Below are 12673 nucleotides of genomic sequence, written 5' to 3' on the forward strand. Positions count from 1 at the left end.
TTCGGTCAACTCGCCGCTTCCCCTTGCACTCGCTAACCTAAATCAACAAACAAGGTGAGGGATTGGCTATGAAGGTACTTGTTACAGGGCATCAGGGCTATATCGGATCGGTGATGGTGCCGACGCTGATCAATGCCGGGCATCAGGTTTCAGGGTATGATGTTGGTCTCTATCAACATTGCCTGTTTGAAGAAGGCGGTTCAGTTTTTAACGTGCCGACAATCCGAAAAGATGTGCGTGATGTGTCGCCGCGTGATCTGGAAGGGTTTGATGCTGTCATTCATCTTGCGGCTTTATCCAACGATCCGCTTGGCAACCTCAACGAAGAACTCACCTATGACATCAATCATCGCGCCAGTGTTGCAATGGCGAAAGCCGCGAAAACGGCGGGTGTTAGCAGATTTCTGTTTGCCTCCTCATGCAGCAATTATGGCATCAGCGATTCCGATTTGATCGATGAGGCGGGGGAACTTAAACCCGTCACCGCATATGGTCGCTCCAAGGTGCGCGCCGAGCAGGACATACGCGAACTGGCAGATGATAGTTTCTGTCCAATCTATCTCAGACCAGCGACCGCATATGGTGTTTCGCCGTTCCTGCGCTTTGATATTGTGCTGAATAATCTGGTGGCATGGGCAGTCACCAAAGGGTTGATTTATCTCAAATCAGATGGCACGCCATGGCGTCCTATCGTGCATATCCGCGATATTTCGCGCGCTTTTAATGCGGCAATGGAAGCGCCGCGTGAGAAAGTGTTCAATGAAGCTTTCAATGTAGGTTCAACTGAACATAATTACCGCATCCGCGATATTGCAGGCATCGTTGCTGATATCGTGCCTGAATGCCGGATTGAATATGCCGACGACGCCGGACCTGACACGCGTTCTTATCGGGTGAGTTTTGAAAAACTCGCGCGCGTATTGCCGGAAGCAAAACCGCAATGGGATGCTGCCGCTGGTGCACGTGAACTGCTTGCAGCTTACAGCCGCTCATCGCTGACGCTTGAAGAGTTTGAAGGCCCGCATTTTCAGCGCATAGCCCATATTCGCAAGCTGATTGCTGAAGGCGAGCTTGATAACAGTCTGCGTCGTGTGGATGAACAAGAACAACCACTTCGGGCATCCGCATAATGGATAGTCAATCGCGGGGTCAGAGTCAGGGCGAAAAGATTTTTGATCTGGCCTCGCGGCTTTATCCGATTTGCCGCAGTCTTACTGGTGATGGCGTGCGCGAAACGCTTGCCATTATCAGTGATCATTTGCCGTTACAAATCTATCGGATACCAACCGGCACGCAGCTTTATGACTGGCAGGCGCCGAAAGAATGGATAATCCGTGAGGCCTATATTGCAGATTCAGCCGGAAATCGCATTGTCGATTTTGCCAATCATAATCTGCATGTTGTGAATTTCAGCGTTCCGATACGTGCAAAATTATCGCTCGATGCGTTGAAAGAGCATATCCATAGCTTACCCGATCAGCCCGATGTGATCCCCTATCGCACATGCTACCATACCGAGGCGTGGGGTTTCTGCATGGCGCATAATTCTCTGATGCAAATGAAAGAGGATGTCTACGATGTTGTTATTGATGCAGAGCGCCGCGACGGCTTTCTGACCTTTGGCGAATTTATTCTTAAGGGTGAAACTGACGAGATTTTTCTGCTCTCAGCCCATCTTTGCCATCCTTCGCTTGCCAATGATAATTGTTCTGGTCTGGCGCTGCTGATTGCTCTCGGTGAGGAGTTGATGCAGCGTAAAACGCGTTACACCTATAAGTTCATATTTGGTCCGGCGACGTTTGGCGCGCTGGCTTGGTTGAACCAAAACGAGGCAGATCTCCACCGTGTAAAACACGGCCTCGTTTTATCCTGCGTTGGTGATGGTGGTGGACCCAATTATAAGCGCAGTCGGCGCGGTGCAGCCGAGATTGACCGTATCATGGGGCAGGTGCTCGAAGCCTCTGGCCTTGCGGGCGCAAAGCTGCATGACTTCTGGCCCTATGGCTATGATGAACGTCAGTTCTGCTCGCCGGGTTTCAACCTGCCGGTCGGCCTGTTTCAGCGCAGTCTGTATGGTGCTTTTCCAGAATATCACACGTCTGCCGACAATCTTGATTTCATCCGGCCAAACCATCTGGAGCAGTCATATAATCTCATCCTCAGTGCTATCGAGATTGCAGAACGCAACTGGACGCCGGTGAGCACATCACCCAAAGGGGAGCCGCAGCTTGGCCGTCGCGGATTATATGCAAACACCGGCGGTGATCCTAACGCTGCACAAAAAGCTATGGCCATGTTGTGGGTGCTTAATCTGGCCGATGGCGATCATTCGCTGCTGGATATGGCAGAGCGCGCTGGCCTGCCCTTTGTGCAGATTGCAGACGCCGCAGATCGGCTTCGCAATGCGGAATTGTTGATTGCAGGTTGAATTTAAAGATGTGGCCAGGTCCGGTCTTTTTCCGACATAACACTTGGCTCGTCCGGCCATGGAATTCCAAGTGCGGGATCATCATAGCGCAAACCCGTCGCAGAATCTGGTGCGTAAGGTTTTGAAATCATATAGCGCAACAGCACATTGTCCGTGAGCGTCTGAAAGCCATGCGCGCAGCCCACTGGAATGTAAAGCTGCACCCCATTATCCGCTGAAAGTTCTAGTCCTGTCCAACGACGATAGGTCGGAGATTCTGGTCGAAGATCAACCAGAACGTCCCAGACCATGCCTTGAAGACAGGTAACGAGCTTCGTCTCTTCATGAGGTTCATTTTGATAATGAAGGCCGCGCAGAGTGCCTTTTTCGCGGGAAAATGACAGGCTGTGTTGCGGAAAACTGGTTTCTAATTGCCGGTCGGCAAATTCAGCCTCGCAAAACACGCGCGCGAACCACCCCCGATCGTCTTCAAGCCTTTCAGGCTCAATCGACCATGCACCATCAATGTTGAGCGGGGTAAATCGCATATTATGCCTCGGTTGCCAGATACCCATATTCTGACAGCTTCATGCCTGTGAGATAGCCTTGTTTTCGGCTCTGCTGAATGGCCTTAAGTTGGGAGGCAGCTTCACCCAAAGGCGTAAGCGCCTACTCCCCATCAGACATAGGGAGAAGTCAGGGGGAATGTTCATACCGCTCCGACGGGTGATGGGTGCGCCCGATCGTATATACGCCTCGCTCCACATTACAGTCTCGGAAATCCCAGGCTTACTGAGTAGTTTTAACTATCCGGCATTGATCGGAGTTCAGACCCAAATACCCATCAAGGGGCCGGGCATGGCGAGGTATCTCATATGACCATCCAGACGCCGGGCATCACGCGGAGTACAAGCATGGCCAAGGAACAGACAGGCTGTCGTTTGTGCGGAACGCTCCTGAGACATACATTTGTCGATCTCGGCATGTCGCCGCCATGTGAGAGTTTTATCACTGCGGAACAGCTTGATCATATGGAGCCGTATTATCCGCTATATGCCTATGTATGCGATCATTGCTATCTGGTGCAGCTGAAAGAATATTTCAGCCCCGCCGATATTTTTACGGAATATGCCTATTTCTCGTCCTTTGCTACCAGTTGGGTCAATCACGCTAAACTCTATTGCGATGAAATCACCGAGAAGCTTAGCCTGAACAGCGATAGCTTTGTCGTCGAGATTGCCAGCAATGACGGCTATCTGTTGCAGCATTTTTTGCCCAAAGGCATACCAATCCTCGGCATTGAGCCTGCTGCTAACGTTGCGCAAGCGGCGGTCGCTAAAGGTGTGCCAACGCGGGTGGATTTCTTTGGCTCTGATCTTGCATCACGTATGGTCAGTGATGGTAAAAAAGCTGATCTGATTATCGGTAACAATGTTCTGGCACAGGTGCCGGATCTCAATGATTTTGTCCGTGGCATGCAGATTTTGCTCAAGCCCGAAGGTGTCATCACGCTTGAGTTTCCGCACCTGACCAATCTCATCGAACAGAACCAGTTCGACACGATCTATCACGAGCACTTCTCGTATTTCTCGCTGCTGACCATTCGCTATATGGCGCATCGTCACCATCTGAAGGTCATTGATGTCGACGAATTGCCAACCCATGGCGGATCGTTGAGGGTTTATCTGGCACATAATACCAGCAAGCGAAAAGCCGGGCCGCGTGTTGCTGCCCTTTTGAAGCGCGAGCAGGCATTCGGTATCAACGATATTACGACCTATGAACAGTTTGCAGAAAAAACACGGCGCACCAAGCGCGACCTGCTGTCATTCCTTATTGCTGCAAAAAATTCAGGCAAGCGCATCTGCGGTTATGGCGCACCCGGCAAGGGCAATACGCTGCTCAACTATTGTGGAATTGGCACCGATTTTCTCGATTTTACGGTCGATCGCAACCCTTACAAGCACGGCCGTTTCACGCCCGGTATGCATATACCGATTTACGACACGACGATGATCGACAGCTACAAGCCCGATTACATTCTGATTCTGCCATGGAACTTCAAAGACGAAATTATCCGTCAGATGCAGCATGTTGTAGAGTGGGGTGGCAAGTTCATCATACCAATCCCGCATGTCACGCTGATTGATCCGGCATTGCTTACAGAGGAGCACTAGTTATGAAAGTCGTTCTGTTTTGCGGCGGTCTTGGCACCAGAATACGGGAATATTCGGAGAATGTTCCCAAGCCGATGATCCCGCTAGGGCATCAGCCGATCCTGCATCATGTCATGGAATATTACTCCGATTATGGACACAATGATTTCGTGCTTTGCCTTGGCTATAAAGCCAATGTGGTGAAGGACTTTTTCCTGAGCATAAAGCCGCAAACATTCGCCGATTGCGTGGTGTCAGATGGTGGGCGCAATGTGCGTCTGCTTGAAGAAGTGGATCGCGATTGGAGCGTCACCCTGCTTGATACGGGTATCTGGCGCAATATTGGCGAGCGCTTGTGGAGTGCGCGGTCTCATGTCGAGGGCGAGGATATGTTCCTCGCAAATTACAGCGACGGACTAAGTGATGTTGATCTGGATGAGATGACGGAACGTTTTCGCGAAAGCGGTAAAATTGCTTGCTTTCTGGCGGTCCGTCCACCGCTGACCTATCATCTGGCCGATATTGCCGAAGGTGGTGATGTACGGGCGTTCAGAACGTCGAACACGTCCGATATCTGGATCAATGGCGGCTATTTTCTGTTTCGAAAAGAGATATTTGACTACATGCGCGAGGGTGAAGAACTGGTGTTAGAACCGTTCAGCCGTCTGATCTCTGAAAACCAGTTGATGGCCTATAAATATGAGGGCTTCTGGCGCTCAATGGATACGCTGCGCGATTGGCAGACGCTGGAAGATATGGTCGAAAAAGGCGATATGCCGTGGAAGAAACATAAGACAGAGCTTCGTGCGGCCAATATCGCGATAGCACTATGATTGATCTCTATTCTCTTAATAGTCTCGACAGGCCGCTCAATGTCTTATGTCTGGGCGCGCATTCGGACGATATTGAGATTGGTTGCGGCGGCACGCTTTTAAACCTGATTGATAGGGGCATTGCGCTGCATATCGACTGGTGTGTGTTGTCGGGCGGAGATGACCGACGTGCGGAGGCACAAGCTTCAGCACAGGATTTTTTGTGTGGTGCTGCTAGTAGCAACATTCATTTTGCGCAATTTGAAGATAGTTATTTCCCGGCACAAGGGCGGGAAATCAAGGAATGGCTGATCGGGCAGCGCAGCAGGCGGCAGCCGGATATTGTGTTTACGCATAGTTGCCACGATGCGCATCAGGACCACCGCACTGTTAATGAATTGACATGGAATATTTTTCGCGATCAGTTGATCCTTGAATATGAAATTCCAAAATGGGATGGCGATTTGGGCCGCCCCAATGCTTATGTGGCTCTTCCCGCAAAAGTTCTGGAGCGAAAGATCGAATTGCTGATGCAGCATTTTGGCACTCAGCGGTCTAAAGACTGGTTTGACGAGCAAACGTTTCGTGGGATTTCACGGCTGCGCGGCATGGAGTGCCGCGCGCCGGAAGCCTATGCGGAAGGCTTTTACGCTTCCAAAATGAGGATATTTTAGAAAAGCTCCGCTAAGCCGCTGCAAGCACATGTCCAAGGCTGCGGTTCCATCGCTCATAAGCTGCTGCCATGCGGCTGTCATACTGATTACGGGCGAAGGCCGGACCGTTATAACGCCGTGCAAAATCCCGCCAGTCTTTTGCCTGTAAGCTTACCTTCAATCCGGCCTTGTCGATAAAATTCAGCATCAGTGATACTTGCCCTGCGATACCGCTGCGCGCTTCGCTGACCAATTCATCGATGCTTTGATAGCTCAGCCATTTCCAGTGGGCACCCATCACCTGACCCAAACCCCACGAGGTGGATTCCAGCGCCGCTTGCCGGTGAATGCTCATGGCGCGCTCCAGCAGCAGCCAGCGCTCACGTTGCGTTTTGGGATTGCGTACACGTCCGGCATCTGGCGAAGCCAGTCCCATCTGTCGCGCTTGTTCGCGGATGCGTCCAGAAAGCCTGCGGTCAAAATAATGGCCCTCGAAGCGAATTGCCGGTTCTTTTCTATCAGCGACAGGAAAAAGCGCCCGCCCGCCGCTTTCCACTTCGGATACTGCCAGCAAAGCGGCAGGTTCAATGTCTGCATGGCTGGCCATTGAAATAATCGCTGCGAAAGTTTCGGTATCAAACATCTGATTTCTCCTTCGAAAACTACGTTCATCGAAGCCAGATTGTCGCTGCACCTCAGAGGCCGGGGATAAATAACTTGAATTTGCCGCGTTCGAGGACTAGGTCGAAGTAAATTTAAAAGAGATAGAACCTATGAGCAATTTGCCATTTACCGTTGCCGCCCTTTATTGCTTTGCGCCGCTGCCGCAATACGAAAGCCTGCGTGAGCCGCTGGCTCAGCTTTGCTGCTCGAATGGCATCAAGGGGACGTTGTTGCTTGCATCAGAGGGTATCAATGGCACAGTTGCAGGCACCGCGGAGGCAATTGAAAAGCTCGTAGAATACATCACAGCAGTTCCCGGCCTTGCTGATCCGGAACTGAAATATTCCCATGCAACAGAAATGCCGTTCTATCGCATGAAGGTGCGTTTGAAGCGCGAAATCGTGACCATGGGTGTGGATGGCATCGATCCGCTGAAAAGTGTTGGCACTTATATTGCGCCCAAGGATTGGAACGCCCTGATTGCCGATGACAACACAGTCGTTGTCGATACGCGCAATGATTACGAATATGCCATTGGTACGTTTGAAGGCGCGCTTGATCCGAACACCAAGACCTTCCGCGAGTTTCCGGAATGGGTTGAGCAGAACCGCGATAAGCTCGAAGGCAAAAAGATCGCGATGTTCTGTACGGGTGGTATTCGTTGTGAAAAGGCCACAGCGTTTGTCAAAGGCCTTGGCTTTGATGACGTTTTCCATCTCAAGGGCGGTATCCTCAAATATCTTGAAGATGTGCCAAAAGAAGAAAGCATGTGGAACGGCGAATGCTTCGTGTTCGATGAACGCGTAGCCATCGGTCATGGCCTAACGGAAAGTGATATTGAGCTTTGCCGCGCCTGCCGCCGTCCGATTACTGCAGAAGACAAGCTTTCGCAGTTCTTCGAGGAAGGCATTTCCTGCGCTGGTTGTTATGACGAACGCACGCCGGAAGATCGCGAACGGTTTGCAGAGCGTGAAAAGCAGGTTAAGCTCGCTAAATTGCGCGGCACAAGCCACAAACATATTGGACGCTAACTTTTTTTGAACGCGCATCTTAGTCCGAAAACCGCTTCACACTTTTCGGGATGCGCTTTGATGATGCGGCCCTTTTTGCCGCATCGTTCTTATCAGGACTAGCCAAAGCGAATACACGCCTCTAAGGTGACCACGTTTTCGGAACGATATGAATTCGTTACGGAAATTCTGGGCGGCTTTTGCATGGACGCCCGTGTGAAAAGGGTCTGACGGCATCCGGGTCGCGTTTGTCTCCATCATACCCATCATCGCAAGTCGGAGGATCGAATAAAAATTCGAGACCCGAACAAACAGCGCCGGTTTTCGCCGGTGGATGATGGTGTTTGCCCGAAAACCGGGCGCTATGGAGGGCAAGAATGAAAAAACTTATCGCTGCGTTTCTTATTACGGTTGCAGCTGGTGCTGCGTCGGTTGCTCATGCTGCCGAAAAGGTCACGGTCTTTGCTGCTGCAAGCATGAAGGATGTGATTGAGGAAGCCGCCAAGCAAATCAAGGCCAAGGATGGCACGGAAGTGGTCGCTTCTTTTGCTTCGTCTTCGGTTCTGGCAAAGCAGATCGAGCAGGGCGCTCCTGCACAGATTTTCATTTCTGCCGATCTCGACTGGATGGATTATGTCGAAAAAGCCGGAGCGATCGACAAGGCATCGCGCAAGGTGATTGCTGGCAACGCGCTGGTTATTGCCACGCAGAAAGACGACGCTAAAGGTGATGCCAAGGAACTTTTAAGCGCTGGTCGCTTTGCAATGGGCGATCCAACCAACGTTCCGGCGGGCAAATATGGCAAGGCCGCACTTGAAAAGCTCGACATCTGGAAAGACGTCGAAAAGAACGCCGTCTTCACCGAAAACGTGCGTGTTGCACTGCAATATGTGAGCCGCGCTGAAGTGAAGGCCGCAATTGTCTATGCTTCGGATCGTGCGGCTGCGCCTGATCTGGTTGAAGCCTATCGTTTCCCTGCTTCAAGCCACGCGCCTATCCTTTATCCTGCAGCGCTGATTGCAAAGAACGAAAATGATGCGGCAAAAGCATTCCTTGCGTTTCTTGAAAGCGATGCCGGTCAGGCAATCATCAAGGACAAGGGCTTTGTAGGCGCTGCCGAGGCCGCTCAGTAAGGATGGAAGGCCCAAGCAATGGAAAGTAATGTCTGGCAGATTGTTGCTCTGTCGCTCCGGGTTGCCGGGATAGCTATTGTTGTGGCGCTGCCAATTGCCTTTTTTGTTGCATGGATTCTTGCCCGGTTTAATTTTCCGGGCAAGTCGCTCGCACAGGCCATTGTCACCATGCCGCTGGTTTTGCCACCAGTGGTGACGGGTTATCTGCTGCTGATCCTGTTTGGATCGCGCGGCGCGCTTGGTGCGCCGTTGCAGGAATGGCTTGGCCTCTCGTTTTCCTTCCGCTGGACAGGGGCAGCACTTGCTGCAGGCGTCATGGCTTTCCCGCTGCTTGTTCGCCCTATTCGCCTTTCTATTGAAGGGCTTGATCGCGGGCTTGAGGAAGCCGCACGCACGCTCGGCGCAAGCAAGCTGACTGCGTTTTTTACAGTTATCTTACCACCATTGTTGCCGGGCATTCTGGCCGGTGGCGTATTGGGTTTTGCCAAGGCATTGGGCGAGTTTGGTGCGACGATTACCTTTGTTTCCAACATCCCAGGCGAGACGCAAACACTCTCGCTCGCTATCTATTCCCTGATGCAGACGCCGACAGGCGATGCAGAAGCATTGCGCCTTATTTTGATTTCTGCGGCTATTTCCATCGGTGCAGTGGTGCTGTCTGAATGGTTGCAACGGAAGCTCGCAGGAGATGCAAAATGAGCGGGCTTAAAGTTTCCGTCAAAGGCCGTAATGGTAAATTCGCGGTCGAGGCAGATTTTGCTGCGGGCTTAGGCGTAACGGCACTTTTTGGTCATTCGGGCGCGGGCAAAACGACGCTTCTCAAGATGATTGCCGGAACGCTGCGTCCTGAAAGTGGGCGCATCGCAGTCGGTGATTTCACGCTTTTCGATGCCGAAAAGGGCATCAACTTGCCATCTGAAAAGCGGCGTATCGGCTATGTATTCCAGGACGCGCGGCTTTTTCCGCATATGAGTGTGAAGCGCAATCTCACATATGCGCGTTGGGCTGGAAGCCGCGCAACCACGCGCAGTATTGATGAAGTCGTTGATCTGCTCGGTATAGCGCATCTGTTGGATCGACGTCCGGCAACGCTTTCGGGTGGCGAAAGGCAACGTGTGGCTATTGGCCGTGCGCTGTTGTCTGATCCGGCACTTTTGCTGCTGGATGAACCGCTCTCCTCGTTGGATCATGCACGCAGGCAGGAGATTTTGCCCTTTATCGAACGGCTTCGAGATGAAAGCCATGTGCCGATCGTTTATGTAAGCCACGAAATCGACGAGGTTGCCCGCCTCGCCGATGAAATCGTTCTGCTGCAGGGTGGCAAGGTGAAAGCCAGTGGCGAAGCTGCCGAGATTTTCCCGCTGATTGATGGGGACGGCGAGGGCGCTGGTGTGCTGCTTGAAGGCTTGGTTTCAGCTTATGATGAGCGCTACAAGCTTGCGGAAATTGATCTTGGCGGGACGACATTCCAGCTCAGCGATGCCGGGCTTAAACAGAACATGCATGTGCGTCTTCGGGTTCGCGCACGCGATGTTTCTATCGCACGCAAGGCACCGGATGCGATCAGTATCCGCAACGTGCTACCGGTTTCCATTGTGGCGATTGAAGCAGGCGAAGGGCCGAATGCTCATGTCGCGCTTGACTTTGAAGGGCGTCGTCTTGGTGCGCGGCTGACGCGCCGCTCGGTCGATGATCTGGGCCTTGCCGTTGGCGATCAGGTCGTGGCGCTGGTAAAGGCTGTCTCCGTGGATCGTGCCGCAATCAGAGAAAAATGAAACTGAGACAATAATCCGGTTTTCGTCATGCATCTTTTATGCTCCTTTCTCTTTTAGATGGGAGTATTGAAATGACTGATTTGCGAGATTGGACGCCACGCCCGAAGCCTGAACGCAAAGTTCTTGAAGGACAATATGTCAGGCTTGAACCGATTGATGCGCAAAAGCATGGCGACGAGCTTTTTGCAGCGTCTTCCGTCAATGATGCGGATCAGCGTTTCACATGGTTGTTTGAGGTTCCGCCTGCAACGCGCGAAGCTTTTCAGCCTTGGCTTGATCGGGTATCGGCCAGCGAAGATCCGTTATTTTTTGCAGTCATTGATAAGGCCAGCGGCAAGGTCGCTGGTCGTCAGGCGCTGATGCGGATTGATCCGGCAAATGGGGCCATCGAGATCGGTAATATCTACTGGGGACCGCTGATTTCGCGCAAACCGGCTGCTACCGAAGCGCAGTTCCTGTTCATGCAGTATATTTTCGATGAGCTTGGCTATCGCCGTTATGAGTGGAAGTGCAATGACGACAATGCGCCTTCCAAACGCGCGGCGGAACGGTTTGGCTTTAAGTTCGAGGGCACTTTCCGCCAGCATATGGTGGCGAAGAGCAAAAACCGTGACACGTCATGGTTTTCGATCATCGACGGCGAATGGCCTGCACTGAAACAAGCGTATCAGGCATGGCTTGCACCGGAAAACTTTGATACTGACGGTCAGCAGATCAAAAAGTTAGAGGATTTCCGTAGTGGTGGCTGAACCGAAAAAGAGTAATCCGGCATTCGCCGCAGCTGTCATTTTGATTGGTTTTGGTGTGTTGGCCTATTATTTGCCGACCATCATGATTGCACTCGGTGAGCGTTCGCACGTTGCGGCGGCCATTTTCGGGATTTTGTTCGTACTCAGTTTCTTTGGCATATTCTGGCTGCGTTCACGCCGCCAGAATAAGGACTAACCCCAGAATAAGGACTAACCTAAGAGTGCAGCACTAAGCAGCAGAGCGCCGGTCAGCGCGATAAACAGTGCCGCGCCCACTTCAATCACTGCTTTCAGGCGACCGGACATGGCGCTGCTGCCAGCAAAGCGCAATGCCGTGTTTTTGGCCGTCACGGCCAGGGTTGCGAGAAATGCGACGGTCAGAAATGTGCCAAAGGCCATCGCGAAGACCGAAAGCAAGCCACCAACCATCAGACCATTGAGAAGCGCGAAGGTGAGCACGATCAGCGCACCGGAGCATGGGCGCAGGCCGACAGAGAAAATCGCCGACCATGCTGTCTTCCAGTTGAAGTCATCGCCAAGCGTTGATGGATCAGCGATATGGGCGCTGCCGCAATCAGCGCAGACGTCGCCTTGTCCGATAAAGACATGATCCGCCGCCGCATTGGCGGGCTTGTAGTTGAGCTTTACGGTGCTGCTCATGCCAAGCGCTCGCGTGCTTTGCGATACGCTTCCTTGCCATGCAGGACCGCTGGCCATTGCTGTTTGTGGTGCTGCTGCAAAAAGCGCGCTTGTTGGGGAGGGTTCAGTGCTGTCGCGCTTCTTAAACAGAAGCGGCAATTTGCGTGCAAGCAGCCACAGGCCGAAGAATAGCACCAGCGCGAAACTGGCAATCTCCATATAGCGGGCGGTCTGGTTCATTGATATGCCGGTGCCGCGCAGCAAAAACCATGCGAGTGCAACCACGAAGACTGCCATGATCGCTTGCAGAAGCGATGAGATGAACGACAGGAAAATGCCGCGTTTCAGCGCCGTTTCATTAGCGATCATGTAAGACGAAATCACCGCCTTGCCGTGGCCGGGGCCGGCGGCATGGAAAACACCATAAACAAAAGACAGGCCGATCAGCACCCATGCTTGCCACGGATCTTCGCGCATAGCTTTAAGTGCATTGGTCATGGCGAGATAGAAAGTGCGCTGCTGTTCATTCATCCAGAGGATCAAATGTGCGAAAGGTCCGGTCGGTTTCATCGCGACTTCATTGGCACCGATGCCCAGTGATGATTGCGCCCATGCGTTTGCGGCGATCATCACAAGGGTAGCTGTGAGAATGAAACTGACCGTTCTTTTCATAAGG

14 protein-coding genes are annotated in these 12673 nt (G+C 52.2%); 11 read left to right on the forward strand and 3 right to left on the reverse strand.

All coding sequences use genetic code 11. The features are described 5' to 3' along the window. Positions 1-68: 68 nt before the first annotated feature. Positions 69-1130, forward strand: coding sequence for an NAD-dependent epimerase/dehydratase family protein (locus WH356_RS18420; RefSeq protein WP_339513391.1), 1062 nt, complete (start codon positions 69-71; stop codon positions 1128-1130). Continuing rightward, positions 1130-2428, forward strand: coding sequence for a DUF4910 domain-containing protein (locus WH356_RS18425; protein ID WP_339513392.1), 1299 nt, complete (start codon positions 1130-1132; stop codon positions 2426-2428). Before WH356_RS18420 ends, WH356_RS18425 begins: the two co-directional genes overlap by 1 nt. A gap of 2 nt (positions 2429-2430) precedes the next feature. On the opposite strand, the gene rfbC is transcribed toward WH356_RS18425, so the two are convergent. Further along, positions 2431-2955 (reverse strand): dTDP-4-dehydrorhamnose 3,5-epimerase, encoded by a 525-nt coding sequence (rfbC, locus tag WH356_RS18430; RefSeq protein ID WP_339513393.1) that lies wholly within the window; start codon positions 2953-2955, stop codon positions 2431-2433. Between the two features lie 327 nt (positions 2956-3282). On the opposite strand from rfbC, the gene WH356_RS18435 reads away from it, so the two are divergent. The 3 genes from WH356_RS18435 to WH356_RS18445 are packed head-to-tail and all read left to right on the forward strand — an operon-like array spanning position 3283 to position 6049. After that, positions 3283-4584 carry a class I SAM-dependent methyltransferase gene (locus WH356_RS18435; protein ID WP_339513394.1) on the forward strand — a complete coding sequence of 434 codons (1302 nt, stop codon included), beginning with the start codon at positions 3283-3285 and terminating at the stop codon, positions 4582-4584. 2 nt (positions 4585-4586) lie between these two features. After that, positions 4587-5396 (forward strand): sugar phosphate nucleotidyltransferase, encoded by an 810-nt coding sequence (locus tag WH356_RS18440; protein ID WP_339513395.1) that lies wholly within the window; start codon positions 4587-4589, stop codon positions 5394-5396. Then, entirely contained in the window at positions 5393-6049 is a 657-nt protein-coding gene (locus tag WH356_RS18445) for a PIG-L deacetylase family protein (RefSeq protein WP_339513396.1), read from the forward strand. The genes WH356_RS18440 and WH356_RS18445 overlap by 4 nt, the downstream gene beginning before the upstream one ends. Positions 6050-6059: 10 nt before the next feature. On the opposite strand, the gene WH356_RS18450 is transcribed toward WH356_RS18445, so the two are convergent. After that, positions 6060-6671, reverse strand: coding sequence for an N-acetylmuramidase family protein (locus WH356_RS18450; protein ID WP_339513397.1), 612 nt, complete (start codon positions 6669-6671; stop codon positions 6060-6062). 130 nt (positions 6672-6801) lie between these two features. On the opposite strand from WH356_RS18450, the gene trhO reads away from it, so the two are divergent. The 6 genes from trhO (at position 6802) to WH356_RS18480 (ending at position 11554) form a co-directional block, all read left to right on the forward strand. Beyond that, positions 6802-7722 carry an oxygen-dependent tRNA uridine(34) hydroxylase TrhO gene (trhO, locus tag WH356_RS18455; protein WP_339513398.1) on the forward strand — a complete coding sequence of 307 codons (921 nt, stop codon included), beginning with the start codon at positions 6802-6804 and terminating at the stop codon, positions 7720-7722. A 356-nt stretch (positions 7723-8078) separates the two neighbouring features. Beyond that, positions 8079-8834: a molybdate ABC transporter substrate-binding protein gene (gene modA, locus WH356_RS18460; protein ID WP_339513399.1), complete on the forward strand. Its 756-nt coding sequence runs from the start codon at positions 8079-8081 to the stop codon at positions 8832-8834. Positions 8835-8852: 18 nt separating this feature from the next. Next, positions 8853-9533: a molybdate ABC transporter permease subunit gene (gene modB, locus WH356_RS18465; RefSeq protein WP_339513400.1), complete on the forward strand. Its 681-nt coding sequence runs from the start codon at positions 8853-8855 to the stop codon at positions 9531-9533. Beyond that, positions 9530-10609, forward strand: a complete 1080-nt coding sequence (gene modC / locus WH356_RS18470) for a molybdenum ABC transporter ATP-binding protein (RefSeq protein ID WP_339513401.1) — start codon at positions 9530-9532, stop codon at positions 10607-10609. The genes modB and modC overlap by 4 nt, the downstream gene beginning before the upstream one ends. A 71-nt stretch (positions 10610-10680) precedes the next feature. Next, complete coding sequence (locus tag WH356_RS18475) at positions 10681-11358, forward strand: GNAT family N-acetyltransferase (RefSeq protein ID WP_339513402.1); 678 nt, start codon at positions 10681-10683, stop codon at positions 11356-11358. Then, positions 11351-11554, forward strand: a complete 204-nt coding sequence (locus tag WH356_RS18480; RefSeq protein ID WP_339513403.1) for a hypothetical protein — start codon at positions 11351-11353, stop codon at positions 11552-11554. The genes WH356_RS18475 and WH356_RS18480 overlap by 8 nt, the downstream gene beginning before the upstream one ends. A gap of 14 nt (positions 11555-11568) precedes the next feature. Here WH356_RS18480 and WH356_RS18485 read toward each other — a convergent pair whose 3' ends face one another. Beyond that, positions 11569-12669: a nickel/cobalt transporter gene (locus WH356_RS18485; protein WP_339513404.1), complete on the reverse strand. Its 1101-nt coding sequence runs from the start codon at positions 12667-12669 to the stop codon at positions 11569-11571. Positions 12670-12673 lie beyond the last annotated feature (4 nt).

It is taken from the genome of Ochrobactrum sp. MYb379 (assembly GCF_037479515.1).
Classification (GTDB): Bacteria; Pseudomonadota; Alphaproteobacteria; order Rhizobiales; family Rhizobiaceae; genus Brucella.